Origin of the sequence: Mycobacterium interjectum (assembly GCF_900078675.2) — a bacterium.
Classification (GTDB): domain Bacteria; phylum Actinomycetota; class Actinomycetes; order Mycobacteriales; family Mycobacteriaceae; genus Mycobacterium; species Mycobacterium interjectum.
Window position 1 is genome coordinate 3,869,353 of record NZ_LT546237.1, and the last position, 21,514, is coordinate 3,890,866.

The window sequence follows — 21,514 nt, forward strand, 5'->3', positions numbered from 1 at the left end:
GGCACACCAGTCCCAAAGCCGGATTTGTGGATAGAGACGTGAGTGTGTACAAAGGCCCCGCCGCGAAGCTCGCCGGCGGGCGCGGGGGCGCGTTTCCCGCAACGCGCGGCAGCCGGTGCGGTGACGCCCAGCCGGGCCGGAAAACTTACCCCAGAAAAGGGACGACCCCCGCCAGGGGGGGAGGAGGCGAGGGTCGTCGTGTATCAGCCCCGGGGGGTCGGGCTGATGCACCCTCGGCTCAGGCCGAGTAATGCTTACTATACACATGACAGTCCGCACTAACGCAAGTAGTTGTTCTGGCGAAAGGTGCGTTGAGCCGCAAAAATACCGGCGGTATGTTCTTTTGGTGGCGATGAGCGGCCGTTTTTGGCCTAACTCCGCGGCGCCGTCGGAGCACCGACCTATGCTGGGTCGGTGACCGTATCCGACTCGGCCGCACGGCAGCAAACCTCACCGGAAACAGCTGCAACTACCGGTCCGCACGCCCGCACTGCCGCCTTCTTCGACCTGGACAAGACCATCATCGCCAAGTCCAGCACGCTGGCCTTCAGCAAACCCTTCTTCAACCAGGGACTGCTCAACCGCCGCGCCGTGCTCAAGTCCAGTTACGCCCAGTTCATCTATCTGCTCTCCGGCGCCGATCATGACCAGATGGACCGGATGCGCATTCACATGACGAACATGGTCGCGGGTTGGGACGTGGAACAAGTCAAGTCGATCGTCAACGAGGCGCTGCACGACATCGTGACCCCGCTGGTGTTCGCGGAAGCCGCGGACCTCATCGCCGCCCACAAACTGTGCGGCCGCGACGTCGTCGTGGTCTCGGCGTCCGGCGAGGAAATCGTGGCGCCCATCGCCCGTGCGCTCGGTGCCACGCACGCGATGGCGACCCGGATGGTCGTCGAGGACGGCAAGTACACCGGCGAGATCGCGTTCTACTGCTACGGCGAAGGCAAGGTGCAAGCGATCCGCGAGCTGGCCGCGCGCGAGGGCTACCCGCTCGAACACTGCTACGCCTACTCCGACTCGATCACCGACCTGCCGATGCTCGAGATCGTCGGCCACCCGAGCGTGGTCAATCCGGACCGCGGTTTGCGCAAGGAAGCGGTCGAGCGGGGTTGGCCCGTGTTGATGTTTTCCCGCCCGGTGTCGCTGCGCGACCGGCTTCCGGCACCGTCGGGCGCCGCGATCGCGACCACCGCCGCGGTGGGCGTCACCGCGCTCGCCGCCGGCGCGGTCACGTACTCATTGCTGCGCCGCTACGCCTTTTAGGCGTAGCAGCAAACATGCCATTTGCGCAATACATTTTTGCTTCGCAATTAGGCCTTGATGTGGTTCGGGTCTAGTAGTACAAAGGAACCACGGAAGCCCGGTGAGGCCTAGGTCGATCCGGAAGAGAAGGATCGTTCTCCCGAGTCGGGCGCCCAGCACGGAACCCGGCACCCACGCGGAGTCATAGCCGCGATAATGGCAGAAGTGTTGCGGGCCTGCGTAATTGCGAAAAGTGGATGGCATCGACGGCCCTTTGGGTGGGGTTGCAGCCGGAAGCGTCGCAAGATCGCCGAGGCCAACCCACGCAGCCCAGAAATGCACGCTTGGTAACCGAGTTCCGTGCTAGCGGGCGGCGGACCGAATAATTCGGGACGTCGCCCGCTTTACATTTGCGAAACAAATTCCTTGCCGCCGGTTCTGCGGCGCGTCGGCTACCGATTCGGCAGCGATTCGGCGATCGCCAAAGCCTCCTGCGCACCGGCCTGCAGCGCCCGGCAACACAGCACGAGCCAGGCGCCGACACCTTCCGGAGTGCCTTCGGCGAACCCGCGTGCGGCGTCGCGGTAGTCCGCCGGCTGTCGCATCCAACTCACCTCGGGCACACCCAATCCGTGGGGGTCCAGCCCGCTGGCGATCGTCACCAGCCGCGACACCGCCCGGNCGCCGCAGGTTGGCCGGGTGGCGGTGGGCGCGACCCAGCGCGTCGCGGGCTCGGTCGCTGGCCTCGGCTACGCCCGGGAGTTCCATCAGCGGGGCCAGCGGGTCAGCCGTCACAGCTTGCCAACCTATCGGGGCGACGCCGACGGCCTCGGGCTGGCCTCAGGACGGCCTGGGAATGGAATCCAGCAACCGCCGCGTGTACTCGTCGGCGGGCCGGGTGAACAGCTCCTCGGTGGGCGCCTGTTCCACCACCCGGCCGGCGCGCATCACCAGGACGTCGTCGGCGATCTGCCGGATCACCGCGAGGTCATGGCTGATGAACAGGTACGTCAGACCCAGTTCGGCCTGCAGGTCGGCCAGCAGGTCCAGTATCTGCGCCTGCACCAGCACGTCGAGCGCCGAGACGGCCTCGTCACACACCAGGACGTCGGGCCGCAGCGCCAGCGCCCGAGCGATCGCGACCCGTTGCCGTTGGCCGCCCGACAGTTCGCGCGGCAGCCGCCCCAGCACCGAGGACGGCAGCGCCACATGGTCGACGAGCTCTCGCACGGCGCGCTCGCGCTGCCTGCGGTCGCCCACCCGATGGATCCGCAACGGCTCCTCGACGGCCCTGAAAACCGAATACATGGGATCCAAACTGCTGTAAGGGTTCTGGAACACCGGCTGCACACGTCGGCGAAACGCCAACACCTGCTCGCGGTCCAGCGTGTGGTCGATGGGCGTCCCATCGAAGAACACGGTGCCCGAGGTGGGTGACAGCAGACCCAGCACCATCCGCGCCAGCGTCGACTTTCCCGACCCCGACTCTCCCGCGATCGCCAACGTGCTCGCCCGGCGCAGCCGAAACGACACGTCGTCGACGGCGCGGAATTCGGCGCGGCGCCAAGGCGCCCCACGCGACTCGCGGTAGACCTTCGTCAGCTTGGAGACGACAAGAATGTCGTCGGACGGCGCGTTCGGCGTACGCGCCCGGGGCCGGGCTGGATTCGGCGTCAGCGACGGGGCGGCGGCCACCAATCGTTGGGTGTATTCGTGTTGCGGCTGCCGCAGAATTTCTTGCACCGCACCGGATTCCACCACCATACCGCGATGGACGACGACCACGGACTCGGCCCGTTCGGCGGCCAGCGCCAAGTCGTGGGTGATCAGCAGCAGCGCGGTGCCGAGTTCGGCCGTGAGCCGCTGCAGATGGTCCAGCACCTGCCGTTGCACGGTGACGTCGAGCGCGGAGGTCGGCTCGTCGGCGATGAGCAGCTTCGGCCGCCCGGCCAGGCCGATGGCGATCAGCGCGCGTTGGCACATGCCGCCCGAAAGCTGATGCGGATACCGGGCGGCCTGCTGGACCGGATCCGGCATGCCCGCCTCGGCGAGCAGCTCGAGCGCGCGTCGTCGCGCGTCGCGGGTATCGGTGTTGGCCCGCAACGCTTCCCGGATCTGAAACCCGACCTTCCAGACCGGGTTGAGGTTGGTCATCGGATCCTGGGGGACATAGCCGATGGCGCGCCCCCTGATCGACCGCAGCAGCCGGCGGTCCGCGCCGGCGATGTCGCGCCCGTCGAAAACGATGCGGCCGGCACAGATTCGCCCGCCGGGCGGCAGCAACCCGAGGATGGCGGCGGCCGTCGTGGATTTTCCCGATCCCGACTCACCGACCACCGCGACGGTCTGGCCGCGCCGCACCGTCAGGTCCACGCCGCACACTGCGGGCGGGTGGCCGGCGAACCTGACTTCCAGGCCCTCGACCGACAGCAGCGGCGCCTCGGGGGTGCTCATGCGCGCCGTGCCCGCGAGCCGGGGTCCAGGGAATCGCGCAGGGCGTCACCCATCATCATGAACGCGAGCACCGTAATCGCCAGCGCACCGGCCGGATAGAACAGGATGGGCGAGCCCGACCGCAGCCGGCTCTGCGCCAGGTTGATATCGCCGCCCCAGGACACCACCGCCGCCGGCAGGCCGACGCCGAGGTAGGACAGCGACGCCTCGGTGACGATGAACACGCCGAAGGCCAGGGTGCACACCGCGAAGACCGGGCCCAGCGCGTTGGGCAGCACATGCCGAATCAGGCTCTGGAAGTTGGTCAGCCCCAGGGCTTTCGCCGCGACCACGTAATCGCTGGCCCGCACCTCGAGCACCGCACCGCGGGCTACCCTGGCCACCTGCGGCCAGCCGAACAGCGCAAGGATGGCGACCACGGTCCACACCCGGCGGTGGTGCATGACGCCCATGATCACGATGGCGGCCAGCAGCAGGGGCAAGCCGAAAAACACGTCGGTGATGCGCGAGACGACGGCGTCGATCCAGCCCCCGTAGAAGCCGGCCAGCGCGCCCAGCGCGCCGCCGACGACGAACACGAGCAGGGTGGCCCCGAGCCCGACCGTCAGCGAGGCCCGCGCCCCGTACACGGTTCGCGCGTAGATGTCGTGGCCCTGCAGATCGGTGCCGAACCAATGCGCGGCCGACGGCGGAAGCAGGCTCTGGCTTGGATCGGCGTAGCTGGGGTCGATTCCGGTGAACAGCGCGGGGAACAACGCGACGGCGACGATCAGCGCGATCAGCGTGGCGGCGACGACGAACTTCGGACGCCGGCGCAGCTTGCGCCAGGTATCACGCCAGAAGCCGTGACGGACGGTGATGTGCTCAGTCATAGCGGATCCGGGGATCCAGAGCGGCGTACAGCAGGTCCACCGCCAGGTTGGCGACCAGATAGATGACCACCAGCACCGTGACTATCGAGACGACGGTCGGCGCCTCCTGCCTGGTGACCGCCTGGTACAAGACGCCGCCGACGCCGTGGATGTTGAAGATGCCCTCGGTCACGATGGCCCCGCCCATCAGCGACCCGAGGTCGGCGCCGAGGAACGTCACCACGGGGATCAGCGAGTTCCGCAGGATGTGCACAGTCACCACCCGCCGCTGCGAGAGCCCCTTGGCGGTCGCGGTACGCACGTAGTCGGCGTGCGCGTTGGCGGCCACCGCGGACCGGGTCAGCCGGACCACGTACGCGAATGACACTGCACCCAGGACGATCCCGGGCAGCAGCAACCGCGCGAAGGTCGCCCTCTCGCCCACGGTCACGGGCGCGATTCCCAGCCGGACACCGAACACGAATTGCGCGACAAAGCCCAGGACGAATATCGGGACGGCGATGATGACGAGGCCGGCGATCAGCACCGTGGAATCGAAGAGGCCGCCCTCGCGCAGGCCCGCCACCACGCCGAAGCCGATCCCGAACACCGTTTCCACCGCCACCGCGATCAGCGCCAGCCGCACGGTGACCGGAAAGGCATGGGCCAGAACGGCACTGACCGGCAGCCCGGAGTAGGAGCGCCCCAGATCGCCGTGCAGGATGCCACCCAGATAGCGCAGGTACTGCAGGATGAACGGATCGTCGAGGTGGCAGCGGGCTCGCAGCGCCGCGGCCACCGCGGGTGTCAGGGGCCGGTCCCCGGCCATCGCCGCGACCGGGTCGCCGGGCAGCAGGAAGACCATGCCGTAGATCAGCAGCGTGGCGCCGAGGAACACCGGCACCATGACGGCGATCCGCCGGGCGATGTACCAACCCATCTCAGCCCTTCACGATGTTCTCGTAGTCGGGCAGCCCGTTCCAGGTGACCGTGACGTTCTTGACCTCCGTCGACCAGCCCACCACGCCGATGTTGTCCCACAGCGGGACAACGGGCATGTCGTGGAACAGGATTCGCTGCGCGGCGTTGGCCAGGGCATTCGACCGCTCGATCGTGGGCGCGGCCTCGGCGGCCGCCAGCGCCGCGTCGAATTCGGGGTTGGCGTAGCCGACGTCGTTGGAGCCCGCACCGGTGGCGAACAACGGGGCGAGGAACTCGATCATGGACGGGTAGTCCCCCTGCCACGCGGCGCGAAAGGCGGTCGCGATGGTGTGGTTGGTGATCTCGGTGCGAAAGCCGGCGAAGGTCGGCTGCGGAGCGCCGACCGCGTCAATGCCCAGCACGTTCTTGACGCTGTTGGCCACCGCGTCCACCCATTCCTGGTTTCCGGCGTCGGCGTTGTAGGCGATGGCATACTGACCGCCCCACGCCGAGACGGCGTTGGCTTGCGCCCAGAGTTGCCGCGCCCGATCGGGATCGAAATTCAGGACGTCGTTGCCCGGCAGGTTCGGCTCGAAACCCGGCAACGACCGCGCGGTGAAATCGCGCGACGGGGTGCGGGTGCCCATGAAGATCCGCTGACAGATCTGCTCACGGTTGACGGCGGCCGACAGCGCCAGCCTGCGCAGCCGGCCTTCCTCGCCGCCGAAGTGCGGCAGCCGCAGCGGGGTGTCGAGGCTGTGCTTGACCGCCACCGGGCCGCTGGCGACGTTGCCGGCGCCCAGATCGCGCTTGTAGACCGGCAGCGCGCTAGGCGGAATCGTGTCCAGCACATCGAGATTGCCCGAGAGCAGGTCGGCGTAGGCGGTGTCGAGGTTGGCGTAGAACTCGAACCGCAACCCCTTGTTGTGCGGTCTGCGGTTGCCGTGATAGTCCGGGTTGGGCCGCAGGTCGATCTTGACATTGTGCTCCCAGGCCGGCCCGTCGGGGCTGTCGGCGAGCCGGTACGGACCGTCACCAAAAGGGTTGCGGCCGAACGCGGCCATGTCGCGAAACGCGGCGGTGGGCAGGGGATAGAACGCGCTGTGGCCCAACCGCAACACGAAGTCGATAGTCGGCGCCTTGAGTCGCACGCTGAACTCGAGATCGTTGACGACCCGCAGCCCGGACATGGTGCTTCGCTTGGCCTCGCCGCCGGCGACCTCGTCGAAGCCGTCGATCGGGCTGAAAAAGCTTTGCTGCAGTTGAGCATTGGTACTCAGGGCCCCGTAGTTCCACGCGTCGACGAACGAGTGGGCCGTCACCGGCGACCCGTCGGTGAACCTCCAGCCGGGTTTGAGGACGACGCGGTAGTTGACATTGTCGGTGGTCTCGATCGACTGAGCCACCTCGTTTGCGGGGTGTCCGGCGGCGTCGTAGGACACCAGGCCGGCGAACAGCCGGTCGATGCCCCGCCCGCCGTTGCTGTCGTTGGTGCTGGTCGGCACCAGCGGGTAGGGCGGTTCCCCGCCGTTGACCAGTACCAGATCGGGGCTCAGCACGCCGCCGCCGCAGCCGGACAGCGACCCGGCCGCCAGGGTCCCGGCGGCAAGGACGGCCAGCGCGGCCCGCATCGGACGCATGCCAGCGACCCTAGGCGATGGCGAAGAGCCGCAACGAGTCGCCGCGGCTAGGATGGCGCCGTGACGTCGCACGAACTCGCTGTTCAGTTCGGATATCTGGTGGCGTTGTTCGGCGTTGGCGCTGTTGGATCGGTCTGTCTGATCACCGGACTGCGCGCACGCAAACGGGCTCGGCAGCGCCGAACCGGAATATCGGCCACACCGCTGATCATCATCGGTGTCGTACTGCTGAACGTGGGTGGGCTGGGACTCGCCGGAAGTCTCGTGACGGCGTACTACCCGAGCCCGTTCGACACCGACAAATCCATGCGGGTCGGTCAGTGCGTCGACCAAACTACCTTTTTCGCAACGCGTTTCGGTTCAAACCCGGAAAACTCCTGCGCCAACCCGGCGAATACCTATGAACTCGCCTTCAGGGGCGCTCCCTCGGCAAGCTGTCCGGACGGCAAACGGGACCGCTCCATTTACGACCGATACACCGATAACTACACGATTATGTGCTTTGCGCTCAATCTCAAGCAGGGCCGGTGCTACCAGCTGGCCAACGGCGCCGAGGCCTTGACGATGACACTGGGCGACTGCAGCAAGCCCCAGCCCATGCAGACCAGAGTCGTGCAGCGCATCGACGGCAGCACGGACACAACGCGATGCCGGCCAGGGGACAGATCCATCGCCTACCCCGCTCCGCCGCGCGTCTACTGCCTGGCACCAACCGGTGCCTGACCAGTGCACCATCAGCCCGCGATGACGGGGTGGACCTCCAGTCGGCACGCATCGATGGTGGCGGGCACGGTGAACACCTGGATGATGTCGGGCGGGGTGACGGCCAGCTCGGTGTAGGTCGGGCATGCGTTGCCGTCGCCGTCGAAGCCCAAGCCCTCGACGATCGCGTGCCCCTGCGTCGACAGCGACAGGGTGACGCTCGGCGGCGCATCGACGCCGGCCGGCAGGCCGCCCAGGTAACCGCGCGGCGTGGGCTGAGCATGGATGGGCGGGCCACCCGCGCCCGAGTCGACCCCCGGATAACCGGTAAGCGTGCAGGGGTCCGCGCCGCCGGCGAGGGTGAACATCAGCGTCAGCCCGCGGTGGCCCGCGGCGCCCTGCGTCGGGGACGCGCTGACGGCGACCTGGTCCGACCAGCATGGTGCCGGCTGGTCGACAATGTCGGCCGGTTCGGCCCACGCGGGTGGCCCCAGCAGGGTGGTGGCCACGTAACCCGTTGCGGCCACGGCAAAGCTGGCGGCCCGTGGCGATCGCGAGCGCGGCGTGGCCGGGCGTGGCGGGTCGCCACCATGGAGTCGGCGGCGGAGGCGCCGCCCGTGCGGTTCCGGCACACCGGTGATTATCCGCCCGGGGGGCGCATTTGACCCCGGATTGGCGAGCGGCTTTTCACCTCGACGGTCTAGGCTCACTGACGGTTGACGCGCCTCGACATCAGGAGGAGACCAGTGACCGCCACCCACACCGAGGGCCCGCCGTCGTATCCACCGTCGGCGCAGTTCGTCGAGCAGGCCAACGCGGGTGAGGAGCTGTACCGCGAGGCCGAGCAGGACCGGCTGGCGTTTTGGGCCAAGCAGGCCGAGCGGCTGTCGTGGTCGACGCCGTTCACCGAGGTGCTGGACTGGTCGCAGGCGCCGTTCGCCAAGTGGTTCGCCGACGGCAAGCTCAACGTCGCCTACAACTGCGTCGACCGCCATGTGGAGGCCGGCCTCGGGGATCGGGTCGCCATCCACTGGGAGGGCGAACCCGGCGACAGCCGCAGCCTCACCTATTCCGATCTGCAGGCCGAGGTGTGCAAGGCGGCCAACGCGCTGACCGACCTCGGTCTGGTCGCCGGCGACCGCGTCGCGATCTACCTGCCGTTGATCCCCGAGGCCGTGATAGCGATGCTGGCCTGCGCGCGCCTGGGCATCATGCACAGCGTCGTGTTCGCCGGGTTCACCGCCAAAGCGCTGCGCGCGCGGATCGCCGACGCCCAGGCCAAGCTGCTGATCACCAGCGACGGCCAGTTCCGCCGCGGCAAGCCCGCGCCGCTGAAGGACGCGGCCGACGAGGCTGTCGCCGAATCCGACGGTCCCGTCGAGCGCGTTCTGGTGGTGCGGCGCACCGGGATTGACGTGTCCTGGAACGACGACCGCGACCTGTGGTGGCATGACGTCGTCGACACCGCGTCGCCCGAACACACCCCGCAGCCGTTCGACGCCGAGCAGCCGCTGTTCCTGCTGTACACCTCCGGCACCACCGGCAAGCCGAAGGGCATCGTCCACACCAGCGGCGGCTACCTCACTCAGTGCTCCTACACGCACTACTACGTCTTCGACATCAAGCCCGAAACCGACGTCTTCTGGTGCACCGCCGACATCGGCTGGGTGACCGGACACACCTACGGTGTCTACGGTCCGCTGTCCAACGGCGTCACCGAGGTCCTCTACGAGGGCACGCCCGACTCCCCCACCCAGCACCGGCATTTCGAGATCATCGAAAAGTACGGCGTGACAATCTATTACACCGCTCCCACCCTCATCCGCACGTTCATGAAGTGGGGACGCGAGATCCCCGACGCGCACGACCTGTCCAGCCTGCGGCTGCTCGGGTCGGTCGGTGAGCCGATCAACCCGGAGGCGTGGCGCTGGTACCGCAAGGTGATCGGCGCCGAGCGCCTCCCGATCGTCGACACGTGGTGGCAGACCGAAACGGGTTCCGCGATGATCACGCCGCTGCCCGGGGTGGCCGCGGCCAAACCGGGTTCGGCGATGCGGCCGCTGCCGGGCATCTCGGCAAAGATCGTCGACGACCACGGCGATCAGATCCCACCGGCCAATGCCAAGGGAGAGCACGTCAGCGGCTATCTGGTCCTGGACCAGCCGTGGCCGTCGATGCTGCGCGGCATCTGGGGCGATCCGGACCGGTACGTCGAGACCTACTGGTCCCGGTTCGCCGAGCAGGGCTGGTATTTCGCCGGCGACAGCGCCTATTACGACTCCGACGGCGTCATCTGGGTGGTCGGTCGCATCGACGACGTCATGAATGTGTCGGGCCATCGGCTCTCGACCGCCGAGGTGGAGTCCGCGCTGGTCGGCCACATCGCGGTGGCCGAGGCGGCCGTGGTCGGCATGACGGACGAAACCACCGGCCAGGCGATCTGCGCGTTCGTCGTCCTGTGCGCCGACTTCGAGGTGCACGACGGGATCGTCGACGAGCTGCGCGTGGAGGTGGCGCGGGAGATCTCGCCCATCGCCAAGCCGCGCGAGGTCCACGTCGTGCCGGAATTGCCCAAGACCCGCAGCGGCAAGATCATGCGCAGGCTGTTGCGCGACGTCGCCGAGAACCGGGAGTTGGGTGACACGTCGACGCTGCTGGATCCCGGCGTCTTCGACGCGATCAAGGCCGGGAAGTAGGGGCCGTCAGGCCGGCAGCGGCACGAATCCCGCGCCGGGCCGGTGCTTTGCGTTGATGTCGGCGAGGTCGGCGTTGATCGACATCACCACCGCCGGGGTGTGCAGCGGGATGTACTTGATGATGCACGTCGGCAGGTTGTCGCTGAACGCTCCGTGGATCATTCCGACCAGCAGGTTGTTGACCGTCACCGGCGCGCCGGAGTCACCCGGCTGGCCACACACCTGCATGACGATGGTGCCCGGGTCCTGGCCCGGCCCCCAGGTGACACCGCACGAGTTGCCGGTCGTGCGGCCCTGCTTACAGGCGATCTGGCCGAAGGCCGGATCCGGTCCGATGCCGCTGATCACAAACCCGTTGTAGTTGGCCACCGGCGCCACCTTGGCCGGATCGAATTTGATCACCGCGTAGTCGAGGACGTCGTTGCCCGCGACCATGACGCCCAAAGTGCCCCTGTTCTGCGCGGCCTCGGCGGCGACCTGCGCGCCCGGGCCGCCGCAGTGTGCGGAGGTGAAGCCGATCATGTCGCCGGCCGCATCGGTGCCGATCGTGGTCAGGGTGCACATCGTGTCCCCGTTGATGACGATGCCGGCACCACCACCCATCGGGACCCTGTCATCGGCTCCCGCATGGGCGGGCACGGCTAGGAAGGACACCAGCACGGCCACCATCGCCGCCCTGTAGCAACGGTAGGCCGTCTGCAACGCAACACTCCCATCGAGCGGTCGGGCATCCCCAGTGGCCCGGTAAGTCTAGTCGGCTTAGGTGTGCGGTTCGCCGGGGTCGATGTGGTAGCTAAGCCGCTTCCCTTATTCCTTTCCCGCTCAAGGGGATCGCTCACTTTACCTTCCCGTCGCCGGATTCGCTGTCCGGAAGCCGCACCCTCGGCCTTCAGCTGCCCTCGTCTGGCCCGGCACCGCATGGCAACATAAACCGCGACGAGAGAACCGAGAGGACGGGTCTGTGAGCAAAGACGATCGCAACAACGGTGTGCCCAGCACACTGACCACGATTCCGTTGGCCGACCCGCACGCCAGACCCGCCGAGCCGTCGATCGGTGACCTGATCAAAGACGCCTCGGCCCAGGTCTCCACGCTGGTGCGCGCCGAGGTCGAACTGGCGCGCTCGGAGATCACCCGGGACGTCAAGAAGGGCCTGACGGGCAGCGTCTACTTCATCGCCGCGCTGGTGGTGCTGTTTTACTCCACCTTCTTTTTCTTCTTTTTCATCGCCGAACTCCTCGACACCTGGCTGTGGCGCTGGGTGGCTTACTTGATCGTGTTCGGAATCATGGTGGTGGTCGGGGCCGTGCTGGGGCTGCTGGGCTTCCTGAAGGTCCGCCGCATCCGGGGGCCGCGGGAAACGATCGAGTCGGTCAAGGAGACCCGCAGCGCGCTCACGCCCGGCCATGACAAGGCCGCCACCGAGGCCAAGCCGCTTCCCGAATCCTCCGGCGGCCGGCACGAAAAACCCACGGATCCCTCGGGTTGGTAGATGCCGGCACCAGATCCGTCGGTCACCCGCATCGACGGGCCGTGGCGCCACCTGGACGTGCACGCCAACGGCATCCGATTCCACGTCGTCGAAGCCCTGCCGGACGGACAGGATCCGGCGGTTCCGCCCTTAGAGCCGGCCACGGCGCGGCCGCTGGTGATGCTGCTGCACGGTTTCGGATCGTTCTGGTGGTCCTGGCGCCATCAGCTGCGCGGGCTGACCGGGGCGCGAGTGGTCGCGGTCGACCTGCGTGGCTACGGCGGCAGCGACAAGCCGCCCCGCGGTTACGACGGCTGGACGCTCGCCGGTGACATGGCCGGGCTCATCCGCGCGCTCGGACACTCGTCAGCGACCCTGGTGGGCCACGCAGACGGCGGCCTGGCCTGCTGGGCGACCGCGCTGCTGCATTCGCGGCTGGTGCGCGCCATCGCGCTGATCAGCTCGCCGCACCCGGCGGCGCTGCGGCGGTCCACGCTGACGCGCCGCGATCAGGGTTACGCGCTGCTGCCGACGTTGCTGGCCTACCAGGTGCCCCTCTGGCCGGAACGCCTCCTGACCCGGGACAACGCGGCGGAGATCGAACGCTTGATTCGAAGCCGCAGCTGCCCCAAATGGATTGCCTCCGAGGATTTTTCACAGTCTGTCGGTTACCTGCGGACCGCAATCCAGATCCCCGGCGCCGCGCACTGCGCGCTGGAGTATCAGCGCTGGGCGGTGCGCAGCCAGCTACGCGGCGAAGGCCGGCGATTCATGCGGTCGATGAGCCAACAGCTCGGTATGCCGTTGCTGCACCTGCGCGGTGACGCCGACCCCTACATACTGGCCCACCCGGTCGATCACACCCAGCGCTACGCGCCCCAGGGCCGTTATCTATCCATCACTGGCGCAGGGCATTTCAGCCACGAAGAGGCGCCCGAGGAAATCAACCGGCACCTGATGAAATTCCTCGAGCAGGTGCACTGAGCCCGCATCAGCTGACACACGAGCCGGTGGCCACCTGCTGAGTGTCACCGATCTTGGAAAGCTGAGAGGCCACCTCGTCGGCCGTCAACACGAACCCCGTGTCGGGGTCGTCGACGGCCGCGCCGAACACCACCCCGAGCACGTGACCGTTGAGGTCGATCAACGGTCCACCCGAATTGCCCTGCTCCACACTGGCTCTGATGGTGTAGACGTCACGGGTGACCGGCGCCGGATCCCGATAGATGTCGGGGCCGCTGAGCCTGATGGCCTCGCGAATCCGGGCCGGGGTTGCAGTGAAGTTGCCGCCGCCCGGATAACCGAGCACCACAACGCTTTCCCCGCTCTTCGCCTCACCCTGGGCGAAGGCCAACGGCGGAGGCGGCAGGTTCGGGACGGCGAGGATCGCGATGTCGACCGACGGGTCATAGGACACCACGGTGGCGTCAAGGGGATTGCCGCTGGCGTAGATCTGGACGCTGTTGGACCCCGCCACCACGTGCGCATTGGTCATCACCCGGTCGGGGGCTATCACGAATCCGCTGCCCTCCAACACTTTTTGGCAGCTCGGCGCCAGGCTGCGCACCTTGACGACGCTGGGCGCGGTGCTCGTCACCACCGGGTTGTTGGCCAGGGCGGGGTCCGGTGAGGCGACCGGAATCACCGGGGTGCGGCTGAACGGCTCGAGCACCGCGGGCAGCCCGGAGGTGTTCAGCAGCGCCGAGAGCCGCTTGGGCACCGTCTTCAGCCAGGGCGGTGCCAGCTCATTGACCTGGGCGAGGACCCGGGAGCCCTTGACCGCGGAGGCTAGCTCGGGCTGGTCCTTGGACTGTGTCAGCGGCGTCGCCAACAGCCATGCCGCGGTCAGCACCACGACAAGCTGAACGCCCACCCCGATGACGGAGTCGATCAATCGTATTGTGCGGCTGCGGATTGCGCCCCGAACGGCACGGCCCAGTACCACGCCCGCAACCTCGCCGACGACGACCAGTGCGAGTATCAAAAACAGCGCGGTGAACAGTTTGGCGCGGGGCGCGGCGATGTGGCTGACGATGTGGGGCGCCAGCAGCACGCCCGCGATGGCACCCAGCAGCACACCGACGAACGACAGCAGGGAGCCCAGCGCGCCCGAACGCCAGCCCGAGATGGCCGCGATGAAGGCGACCGACAGGACCGCGATGTCCAGCCACTGCGACGGCGTCATCGAGTTCATGTTCATCGGCGGGACCCGCCCTCGTCGCCGACCAGCACCATCGCCTCGTCCAACTCGCGGATGTCGGTCGTGTCCCAGGGCTGGGCCCAGCCGGCGACGTCGAGCATCGCGGAGATCACCTGGCCGGTGAATCCCCACACCAGCATCTGGTTCAACAGAAACGCCGGCCCGGCCCAACGGCGGCCGAGATTTCCGCGGTACACCATCAGCCGGTTGTCCGGATTTATGAAGGCGCGCACCGGAACTCGCGACACGATGGCCGTTTCAGTCTCGTCGACGACGGCCACCGGCCCCGGATCGGGCGAATAGGCGAGCACGGGGACGACGTGGAACCGCGACGGGGCGATGAACGTGCGTTCCATGGTGGCCAGCGGGTGCAGCCGGCTCGCGTCGATCCCGGTTTCCTCGCGCGCCTCGCGCAGGGCGGTGGCGACCGGACCTTCGTCGGTGGGATCGGAAGCGCCGCCGGGAAAGGCCGCCTGGCCGGCGTGGTGGCGCAGCGTCGAGGCCCGCACGGTCAGCAACAAATCGGCATCGTCGGGCAATCCGCCGCCGGCCGGGCCGGACTCCGGGCCCGAAAACAACACCAGGACGGCTGCCTCGCGGTCGTCACCGAGTAACGATGCCATCGATGATGCGGCCTTGGCCGCGGTCACCATCGCCAGCACGCCGGCCGGCAGCCGATGCCGGTACGCCTCGGGAATCTGACCCACGTTGTCGACCAGCGGACGCAGCCAGGACGGTGACACGTCGGGCCTGAGCGGAACCGGCGCCCGCCCGTGGGTTGCGTCCCCGTTAGGCGGGGGCGTACCCCCAGCGCTCACCGGCACCTCCCTCGGCCTCAACCCGCGTCGTTTCCGACGGCAGCCGCGATCTCGTCGGCATTGGCAAAAGGCCGCGGCAGCACTTGGGCCACGCTACCGTCCGGCCGGAGGACGACCGTCGCAGGCATCACATTTACCACACGCAGCGCAGCCGCGACCCGACGACGACCGTCCTGCAGGGTCGGGAGGCGAACACCCAACTCCGCCAACCGCAGTAATGCGGCCGTCTCGTTCTCGTCCTGGTGCACGGTCACGACCATCACGTTCGGCCCGACCCGCCGCTGGTACTCGGCCATCGCGGGAAGTTCGTCGGCGCAGGGCCCGCACCAATAGGCCCACAGGTTGAGCACCACCCGGTGTCCGGCCAACGCGCGGCCGACGTCGACCACCGAACCGTCGGCGGCGCACTCCACGGTGATGCCGCGCAGCGCCTCAGGGCCGGGGCCGGCGCCGGCCGCCGGACACGGCGGCAGGTTCGCGCGCTGCCGGGGACCCGCCAGCGCGGCCGGGGTGTCGGCGTCGCGGTGTTCCCGGGGGGCCGGCGATTGATTCGGCGCGGCGGGGGGACCGCCCGCTTGCGGGGAACTGTCGTGCAGCTGCGCCACCAGGGCCACCACCAACGCCGCCACCACCACCAGGATCGCGATGGTCCATCGGGTCGTCCGCGTCAAGGTCTCCGGCCCCGGTATTAGAGCCCCACCAGGGCCAGCAAGTGCTCAGTCTCCGGCCCCTGCACGAGGGGCGCGGCCAGCAGCGGTTCCGTTGGCCCGAGGCCGAACGAGGGGCAGTCCTTGGCGAGGATGCACGCGCCGCACGCCGGTTTGCGGGCGTGGCACACCCGGCGGCCGTGGAAGATCACCCGGTGGCTCAACATGGTCCACTCCCGGCGTTCGATCAGTTCCCCGACCGCGTGCTCGATCTTCACCGGGTCCTTTTCGGCCGTCCAGCGCCACCTCTGCACCAGCCGCGAGAAATGGGTGTCGACGGTGATCCCCGGGATGCCGAAGGCGTTCCCCAGGATCACGTTGGCGGTTTTGCGCCCCACGCCCGGCAGGGTGACCAGGTCGGCCATGGTCGACGGCACGTCGCCGTCGAACCGTTCGACCAGGGCCTGCCCCAGGCCGATGAGGGAGGCGGCCTTGTTGCGAAAGAAGCCGGTGGGACGGATGAGATTCTCGAGTTCGTCCCGGTCGGCCTGCGCATAGTCCAGCGCCGAGCGGTAACGCTTGAACAGCGCGGGCGTCGTCAGGTTGACCCGTTTGTCGGTGCTCTGCGCCGACAGGATGGTGGCCACCGTCAGCTCCAGCGGCGTCGTGAAATCCAGCTCGCAGTGCGCGTCGGGAAACGCTTGCGCCAGTGCGCGATTCATCCTCCGGGCTCGGCGTACCAGGCCGACCCGGCTCTCGGGGCTTTCCGGCGCCCTGCGCCGGCCGTTGACGGCACCGTCTTGCGTGGCCGGCGTTGACTTCGAGCGCCCGGATGCCTTCGCCGCTGTCACCTACGACAGAGTACTGATTTCGTGATCTGGCTGAGACCTAAGCCATGTTTACTCTCCTTGTGTCATGGTTGCTGGTGGCGTGCGTTCCCGGGCTGCTAATGCTCGTGGCGCTCGGTCTGGGGCGGCTGGAATCCGACCTCGCCCACGACACCGTCACGACGAACGATGTCGACGATTTCCTCGACCATGCGGAGGCCGTCGATGTGCACACGCTGGCCCGGGAGGGCATGCCCGAGGCGCTGGAGTACCTGCATAGGCGCCAGGCGCTGCGGCTGGCCGAGTCGCCGTCGGCCGGCCCCCGCCACGCCGCGCCCGAGTTTGCCATCGCCTTCGGCGGCCGCGACGAGCCCGGATTGCCGACGCGAGTGGGGGCCCATTCGCATGTCAATCCGCAATTTGGGGGGGCTCGACACGTCAATCGTGTGTAGCGTGGCACGTTGGACACAATTGGCTTACCTCTAGACTTACGTCACACGAGCAGGGTCGGCCTGCCCGTACACATAATCGGAAAGCTGAAGAGGCAACGGTGGACGAGATCCTGGCAAGAGCAGGAATCTTCCAAGGGGTTGAGCCCGGCGCGGTCACCGCGCTGACCAAGCAATTGCAACCCGTCGACTTCCCGCGCGGGCACACGGTTTTCGCCGAGGGGGAGCCCGGGGATCGCCTGTACATCATCGTCTCGGGGAAGGTCAAAATCGGGCGGCGTTCGCCCGATGGCCGGGAAAATCTGCTGACGATCATGGGCCCGTCGGACATGTTCGGTGAACTGTCGATCTTTGACCCGGGCCCACGGACTTCCAGCGCCACCACCATCACGGAGGTGCGGGCGGTGTCGATGGACCGCGACGCGCTGCGGGCCTGGATCGCCGACCGGCCCGAGATCGCGGAACAGCTGCTGCGGGTGCTGGCCCGGCGACTGCGCCGGACCAACAACAACCTGGCCGACCTCATCTTCACCGACGTGCCCGGCCGGGTGGCCAAGCAGCTGCTGCAGCTGGCCCAGCGCTTCGGCACCCAGGAGGGCGGCGCGATGCGGGTCACCCACGACCTGACGCAGGAGGAGATCGCCCAGCTGGTGGGCGCGTCCCGGGAGACGGTGAACAAGGCCCTGGCCGATTTCGCCCACCGCGGCTGGATCCGGCTGGAGGGCAAGAGTGTGCTGATTTCGGATTCCGAACGGCTGGCCAGGCGCGCCCGGTAGTCGCGTTGCGCGCCGCGCCTGTAATTTTGCAGGCCCCTACCCGCACTTTCCTGCAGAATTTCAGTCTCGACGCAGGTAGGCCAGTTGCGCCTGCACCGACCACTCGGCCGCGTCCCAGAGTTTCTCGTCGACGTCGACGTAGACGTGTTCGACGACCTGGCGCGTGGTGGCATCCTCGCCGAGGTCCCGCAGCGCCGCGCGCACCTGCTCCAGACGTTCGTGCCGGTGCGTCAGGTAACCGGCGGCGACGGCTTCCAGATTCGGCAAATCCGGCCCGTGCCCGGGCAGCACCCTGCGCGGGCCCAGGCCGCGTAGCCGCCGCAGCGATTCCAGGTAGTCGGCCAGGCTGCCGTCCTCCTTGTCGATGACGGTGGTGCCGCGGCCCAGCACGGTGTCCGCCGTGAGCACGGCGTCGTCCAGGACGAACGACAGCGAGTCGGCGGTGTGGCCGGGCGTCGCCATCACCTTGATCTTCAGGCCGGCCGCATCGATCACTTCCCCATCGACGAGCTCACCGCCGAGGCCGCGCAGAAACCCGCTGCCCGCCGACCGGACGGTGGCACCGGTGCGTTCGACCAGCTTGTCGATGCCGTCGGTGTGGTCGCCGTGCCGGTGACTGATCAGCACCAGGGAGATGCGACCGGCGGCGGCGACCCGTTCGATGTGCTCGTCGTCCTCCGGCCCGGGATCCACGACGACCATCTCGTCGCTGCCGGGGCCGCGCAGCACCCAGGTGTTGGTGCCCTCCAGCGTCAGCAGGCCGGGGTTGTCGGCCAACAGGACCGAGACGGTGTCGGTGACCGCCCGCAACCTGCCGTATGCGGGGTGGGTCAGTGACTCGGCAACCTCGGTCACGGCCTCAGCCAACCTCCACGATCAGCTCCACTTCCACCGGCGCGTCCAGCGGCAGCTCGGATACGCCGACCGCCGAACGCGCGTGCGCCCCCGCGTCGCCGAACACCTCGGCGAGCAGCTCCGATGCGCCGTTGACGACTCCTGGCTGGCCGTTGAAACCCGGAGCCGAGGCGACGAACCCGACCACCTTGACCACCCGGGTGACGGCGTCGACGCCCACCAGCGAATTCACAGCCGCGAGCGCGTTCAAGGCGCAGATCCGCGCCATCGCCCTGCCCTGTTCGGGGCTGACCTCGGCGCCGACCTTGCCGGTCCCCGCCAGCTGTCCGGACTGAATCGGCAGCTGACCCGAGGTGTAGACCAGGTTGCCGGTTCGTACCGCGGGTACGTACGAGGCCAGCGGCGCAGCCACCTCCGGGAGCGCGACCCCGAGCCGCTCCAGCCGGGCGGAAGCACTCATCTCTATTTGGGGCGCTTCAAATACGCGACGTGCTGCTCGCCGGTGGGCCCGGGCAGTACGGACACCAGCTCCCAGCCGTCGGCCCCCCACTGGTCGAGGATCTGTTTGGTCGCGTGCGTGAGCAGTGGGACCGTGACGTATTCCCATGCGGTGGGTTGGCTCATGACGCGAGCTTATCGGTCGGCGTTCAACGGCTCTGGCCTGCCCAAGCGCCGTGCGGCGGTCGGGCTAGCATGCGATGGTGGCATCCATTCCTAGCGGCGGCAGTTCGGTCGGCTGGCCATCGCGCCTGTCGAAGGCCCGCTTGCATTTCGTGACCGGCAAAGGCGGGACGGGTAAGTCGACGGTAGCGGCCGCGCTGGCACTGACGCTGGCGGCGGGAGGCCGCAAGGTCCTGCTCGTCGAAGTCGAAGGGCGCCAAGGGATTGCGCAACTTTTCGACGTGCCGCCCCTGCCCTATCAGGAACTCAAGATCGCCACAGCCGAGCGGGGCGGCGAGGTCAACGCGCTGGCGATCGACATCGAGGCCGCGTTCCTGGAATACCTGGACATGTTCTACAACCTGGGCATCGCGGGCCGCGCGATGCGCCGCATCGGCGCCATCGAGTTCGCGACGACGATCGCGCCGGGCCTGCGCGACGTGCTGCTCACCGGCAAGATCAAGGAGTCGGTGGTGCGCCTCAACAAGGGGTCCAAGACCCCTGTCTACGACGCGGTCGTCGTCGACGCGCCGCCGACGGGCCGGATCGCCCGCTTCCTCGATGTCACAAAGGCGGTGAAGGACCTGGCCAAGGGCGGGCCCGTTTTCTCGCAGGCCGAGGGTGTGGTGAAGCTGCTGCATTCGGAGGCGACGGCCATCCATCTGGTCACACTGCTCGAAGCGCTGCCCGTGCAGGAGACGCTGGAAGCCATCGAGGAGCTTGCCGAGATGGAGCTGCCGATCGGCAGTGTGATCGTGAACCGCAACATCCCTTCCTTCCTGGAGCCGCGCGACCTGGCCAAGGCGGCCGAAGGGGACGTGGACGCGGACTCGGTGCGGGCCGGCCTGGAGATGGCCGGAATCAAGCTCAACGACACCGACTTCGCCGGCCTGCTGACCGAAACCATCGAGCACGCGACCCGGATCACCGCGCGGGCCGAGACCGCACAGCAACTCGACGCCTTGAAGGTGCCGCGGCTGGAACTGCCGGCCATCTCCGACGGAGTCGACCTCGGCAGCCTGTATGAGCTTTCCGAATCGCTTGCGCAGCAGGGAGTTCGATGAGTACCGCACCGACAGCCCTTGATATGGCAGCAATCCTGGCCGACAGGGCCAACCGGGTGGTCGTGTGCTGCGGGGCCGGCGGCGTCGGCAAGACCACCACCGCGGCGGCCATGGCGCTGCGCGCGGCCGAATACGGTCGCACCGTCTGCGTTTTGACGATCGACCCGGCCAAGCGGCTGGCGCAAGCGCTCGGGGTCAACGACCTCGGCAACACACCGCAGCGGGTGCCGCTGGCGCCCGAGGTGTCCGGCGAGCTGCACGCAATGATGCTCGACATGCGCCGCACGTTCGACGAAATGGTGGTCCAGTACTCGGGATCCGGTCGCGCACAAGCGATCTTGGACAACCAGTTCTATCAGACCGTCGCGACCTCGCTGGCCGGCACGCAAGAGTACATGGCGATGGAAAAGCTCGGCCAACTGTTGGGCCAGGACCGCTGGGACCTGGTGGTGGTGGACACTCCCCCGTCGCGCAACGCGCTCGACTTCTTGGATGCGCCCAAGCGACTGGGCAGCTTCATGGACAGCCGATTGTGGCGGCTGCTGCTCGCGCCCGGACGAGGCATCGGCCGATTGGTCACCGGCGCAATGGGTTTGGCGATGAAGGCGCTGTCGACGGTGCTCGGCTCGCAGATGCTGGGCGACGCCGCCGCATTCGTGCAGTCGCTAGATGCCACCTTCGGCGGCTTCCGTGAGAAAGCCGACCGCACCTACGCGCTGCTGAAAAGGCGCGGCACTCAGTTTGTGGTGGTGTCCGCCGCCGAGCCGGACGCGCTGCGCGAGGCCGCCTTCTTCGTCGACCGACTGTCGCAGGAAGCCATGCCGCTGGCCGGGCTCGTCTTGAACCGCACTCACCCGACACTGTGTTCCCTGCCGGCCGAACGGGCGATCGACGGAACCGAGACGTTGGACGCCTTGGACTCCGAGGCCGCCGCGCTGGCGGCCGCGGTGCTGCGGATTCACTCCGACCGCGCGCAAACCGCCAAACGCGAGGTCAGGCTGCTTTCCCGGTTCACCGGGGCCCACCCGCACGTGCCGGTCATCGGGGTCCCGTCGCTGCCCTTCGACGTTTCGGACCTGGATGCGCTGCGCGCTCTCGCCGACCAGATCACCGCCGCCGGCGACGAGGCGGCCCGCCCCGCGGGGCGCTGAGGAGCGGCGAATCCGAACCCCGCCGGCGAGGAGGCGGCCCGCCCCGCCGGGCGCTGTGGGGTCACCACCCGCTTGCGGGGG

At 68.1% G+C, this 21,514-nt stretch carries 22 protein-coding genes and 1 pseudogene; 9 read left to right on the forward strand and 14 right to left on the reverse strand.

Annotated features, from left to right (window positions below):
- Window positions 1–414: 414 nt before the first annotated feature.
- The gene (locus BN4348_RS53060; protein WP_066916599.1) at window positions 415–1,272 is read left to right on the forward strand and encodes an HAD-IB family hydrolase; all 858 of its coding nucleotides are present in this window, start codon (window positions 415–417) and stop codon (window positions 1,270–1,272) included.
- Window positions 1,273–1,703: 431 nt separating this feature from the next.
- On the opposite strand, the pseudogene BN4348_RS53070 reads toward BN4348_RS53060, so the two are convergent.
- The 5 genes and pseudogenes from BN4348_RS53070 to BN4348_RS53090 form a co-directional block, all read right to left on the reverse strand.
- Window positions 1,704–1,931 (reverse strand): annotated as a pseudogene (locus tag BN4348_RS53070) (oxidoreductase); the annotation flags it as partial.
- Between the two features lie 160 nt (window positions 1,932–2,091).
- Complete coding sequence (locus BN4348_RS53075; protein WP_066916601.1) at window positions 2,092–3,705, reverse strand: dipeptide ABC transporter ATP-binding protein; 1,614 nt, start codon at window positions 3,703–3,705, stop codon at window positions 2,092–2,094.
- Window positions 3,702–4,577, reverse strand: coding sequence for an ABC transporter permease (locus tag BN4348_RS53080; protein ID WP_066916603.1), 876 nt, complete (start codon window positions 4,575–4,577; stop codon window positions 3,702–3,704). Before BN4348_RS53080 ends, BN4348_RS53075 begins: the two co-directional genes overlap by 4 nt.
- Window positions 4,570–5,496 (reverse strand): ABC transporter permease, encoded by a 927-nt coding sequence (locus BN4348_RS53085; RefSeq protein WP_066916605.1) that lies wholly within the window; start codon window positions 5,494–5,496, stop codon window positions 4,570–4,572. The genes BN4348_RS53080 and BN4348_RS53085 overlap by 8 nt, the downstream gene beginning before the upstream one ends.
- A gap of 1 nt (window position 5,497) precedes the next feature.
- Window positions 5,498–7,117 (reverse strand): peptide ABC transporter substrate-binding protein, encoded by a 1,620-nt coding sequence (locus BN4348_RS53090; protein ID WP_066916607.1) that lies wholly within the window; start codon window positions 7,115–7,117, stop codon window positions 5,498–5,500.
- 99 nt (window positions 7,118–7,216) lie between these two features.
- On the opposite strand from BN4348_RS53090, the gene BN4348_RS53095 reads away from it, so the two are divergent.
- The gene (locus BN4348_RS53095; RefSeq protein WP_142308756.1) at window positions 7,217–7,840 is read left to right on the forward strand and encodes a hypothetical protein; all 624 of its coding nucleotides are present in this window, start codon (window positions 7,217–7,219) and stop codon (window positions 7,838–7,840) included.
- Between the two features lie 11 nt (window positions 7,841–7,851).
- Here the strand turns inward: BN4348_RS53095 and BN4348_RS53100 are convergent, their stop codons facing one another.
- Entirely contained in the window at window positions 7,852–8,316 is a 465-nt protein-coding gene (locus BN4348_RS53100) for a DUF4232 domain-containing protein (protein ID WP_066916682.1), read from the reverse strand.
- A gap of 249 nt (window positions 8,317–8,565) precedes the next feature.
- On the opposite strand from BN4348_RS53100, the gene acs reads away from it, so the two are divergent.
- Complete coding sequence (acs, locus tag BN4348_RS53105; RefSeq protein ID WP_066916611.1) at window positions 8,566–10,515, forward strand: acetate--CoA ligase; 1,950 nt, start codon at window positions 8,566–8,568, stop codon at window positions 10,513–10,515.
- A 6-nt stretch (window positions 10,516–10,521) separates the two neighbouring features.
- Here the strand turns inward: acs and BN4348_RS53110 are convergent, their stop codons facing one another.
- Window positions 10,522–11,217, reverse strand: a complete 696-nt coding sequence (locus BN4348_RS53110; protein ID WP_096866209.1) for a chymotrypsin family serine protease — start codon at window positions 11,215–11,217, stop codon at window positions 10,522–10,524.
- Between the two features lie 259 nt (window positions 11,218–11,476).
- Here BN4348_RS53110 and BN4348_RS53115 point away from each other — a divergent pair, with 259 nt between their 5' ends.
- Together BN4348_RS53115 and BN4348_RS53120 are read left to right on the forward strand one after the other, a co-directional pair.
- Window positions 11,477–12,007 (forward strand): phage holin family protein, encoded by a 531-nt coding sequence (locus BN4348_RS53115; protein ID WP_066916615.1) that lies wholly within the window; start codon window positions 11,477–11,479, stop codon window positions 12,005–12,007.
- Entirely contained in the window at window positions 12,008–12,970 is a 963-nt protein-coding gene (locus tag BN4348_RS53120; protein ID WP_066916617.1) for an alpha/beta fold hydrolase, read from the forward strand. It abuts the gene before it with no gap.
- A 7-nt stretch (window positions 12,971–12,977) separates the two neighbouring features.
- On the opposite strand, the gene marP is transcribed toward BN4348_RS53120, so the two are convergent.
- Genes marP through nth form a run of 4 tightly spaced genes read right to left on the reverse strand, consistent with a single transcriptional unit; the run spans window position 12,978 to window position 16,373 of the window.
- Window positions 12,978–14,171: an acid resistance serine protease MarP gene (gene marP / locus BN4348_RS53125; protein ID WP_096866318.1), complete on the reverse strand. Its 1,194-nt coding sequence runs from the start codon at window positions 14,169–14,171 to the stop codon at window positions 12,978–12,980.
- An 11-nt stretch (window positions 14,172–14,182) separates the two neighbouring features.
- Window positions 14,183–15,004, reverse strand: a complete 822-nt coding sequence (locus tag BN4348_RS53130; protein WP_066916621.1) for an NUDIX hydrolase — start codon at window positions 15,002–15,004, stop codon at window positions 14,183–14,185.
- A gap of 17 nt (window positions 15,005–15,021) precedes the next feature.
- Window positions 15,022–15,675 (reverse strand): TlpA disulfide reductase family protein, encoded by a 654-nt coding sequence (locus BN4348_RS53135; RefSeq protein WP_066916623.1) that lies wholly within the window; start codon window positions 15,673–15,675, stop codon window positions 15,022–15,024.
- 17 nt (window positions 15,676–15,692) lie between these two features.
- A complete protein-coding gene (gene nth / locus BN4348_RS53140) occupies window positions 15,693–16,373 on the reverse strand; it encodes an endonuclease III (protein WP_066916625.1) in 681 nt (226 codons plus the stop codon).
- Between the two features lie 173 nt (window positions 16,374–16,546).
- Between nth and BN4348_RS53145 the strand changes: the two genes are divergently transcribed.
- Together BN4348_RS53145 and crp are read left to right on the forward strand one after the other, a co-directional pair.
- Window positions 16,547–16,930 (forward strand): hypothetical protein, encoded by a 384-nt coding sequence (locus BN4348_RS53145; RefSeq protein WP_066916628.1) that lies wholly within the window; start codon window positions 16,547–16,549, stop codon window positions 16,928–16,930.
- A 98-nt stretch (window positions 16,931–17,028) separates the two neighbouring features.
- Entirely contained in the window at window positions 17,029–17,703 is a 675-nt protein-coding gene (gene crp, locus BN4348_RS53150) for a cAMP-activated global transcriptional regulator CRP (RefSeq protein WP_036465140.1), read from the forward strand.
- 60 nt (window positions 17,704–17,763) lie between these two features.
- Here crp and BN4348_RS53155 read toward each other — a convergent pair whose 3' ends face one another.
- From BN4348_RS53155 to BN4348_RS53165, 3 genes are read right to left on the reverse strand one after another with little or no spacing between them, the layout of a single operon-like run.
- Complete coding sequence (locus BN4348_RS53155; RefSeq protein ID WP_066916630.1) at window positions 17,764–18,558, reverse strand: MBL fold metallo-hydrolase; 795 nt, start codon at window positions 18,556–18,558, stop codon at window positions 17,764–17,766.
- 4 nt (window positions 18,559–18,562) lie between these two features.
- Complete coding sequence (locus BN4348_RS53160) at window positions 18,563–19,018, reverse strand: RidA family protein (protein ID WP_066916632.1); 456 nt, start codon at window positions 19,016–19,018, stop codon at window positions 18,563–18,565.
- Between the two features lie 2 nt (window positions 19,019–19,020).
- Window positions 19,021–19,182, reverse strand: coding sequence for a DUF4177 domain-containing protein (locus tag BN4348_RS53165; RefSeq protein WP_007166633.1), 162 nt, complete (start codon window positions 19,180–19,182; stop codon window positions 19,021–19,023).
- A gap of 74 nt (window positions 19,183–19,256) precedes the next feature.
- Here BN4348_RS53165 and BN4348_RS53170 point away from each other — a divergent pair, with 74 nt between their 5' ends.
- The gene (locus tag BN4348_RS53170; protein WP_066916635.1) at window positions 19,257–20,282 is read left to right on the forward strand and encodes an ArsA-related P-loop ATPase; all 1,026 of its coding nucleotides are present in this window, start codon (window positions 19,257–19,259) and stop codon (window positions 20,280–20,282) included.
- A complete protein-coding gene (locus BN4348_RS53175) occupies window positions 20,279–21,433 on the forward strand; it encodes an ArsA family ATPase (protein WP_066916637.1) in 1,155 nt (384 codons plus the stop codon). The genes BN4348_RS53170 and BN4348_RS53175 overlap by 4 nt, the downstream gene beginning before the upstream one ends.
- Window positions 21,434–21,514: the final 81 nt, after the last annotated feature.

Coding starts and splice junctions, on each gene's coding strand:
- BN4348_RS53075 (WP_066916601.1), bottom strand. CDS start 3,705: ATGAGCACCCCCGAGGCGCCGCTGCTGTCGGTCGAGGGCCTGGAAGTC.
- BN4348_RS53080 (WP_066916603.1), bottom strand. CDS start 4,577: ATGACTGAGCACATCACCGTCCGTCACGGCTTCTGGCGTGATACCTGG.
- BN4348_RS53085 (WP_066916605.1), bottom strand. CDS start 5,496: ATGGGTTGGTACATCGCCCGGCGGATCGCCGTCATGGTGCCGGTGTTC.
- BN4348_RS53090 (WP_066916607.1), bottom strand. CDS start 7,117: ATGCGTCCGATGCGGGCCGCGCTGGCCGTCCTTGCCGCCGGGACCCTG.
- BN4348_RS53120 (WP_066916617.1), top strand. CDS start 12,008: ATGCCGGCACCAGATCCGTCGGTCACCCGCATCGACGGGCCGTGGCGC.
- marP (WP_096866318.1), bottom strand. CDS start 14,171: ATGACGCCGTCGCAGTGGCTGGACATCGCGGTCCTGTCGGTCGCCTTC.
- nth (WP_066916625.1), bottom strand. CDS start 16,373: ATGAATCGCGCACTGGCGCAAGCGTTTCCCGACGCGCACTGCGAGCTG.
- BN4348_RS53145 (WP_066916628.1), top strand. CDS start 16,547: ATGTTTACTCTCCTTGTGTCATGGTTGCTGGTGGCGTGCGTTCCCGGG.
- BN4348_RS53160 (WP_066916632.1), bottom strand. CDS start 19,018: ATGAGTGCTTCCGCCCGGCTGGAGCGGCTCGGGGTCGCGCTCCCGGAG.
- BN4348_RS53165 (WP_007166633.1), bottom strand. CDS start 19,182: ATGAGCCAACCCACCGCATGGGAATACGTCACGGTCCCACTGCTCACG.
- BN4348_RS53170 (WP_066916635.1), top strand. CDS start 19,257: ATGGTGGCATCCATTCCTAGCGGCGGCAGTTCGGTCGGCTGGCCATCG.
- BN4348_RS53175 (WP_066916637.1), top strand. CDS start 20,279: ATGAGTACCGCACCGACAGCCCTTGATATGGCAGCAATCCTGGCCGAC.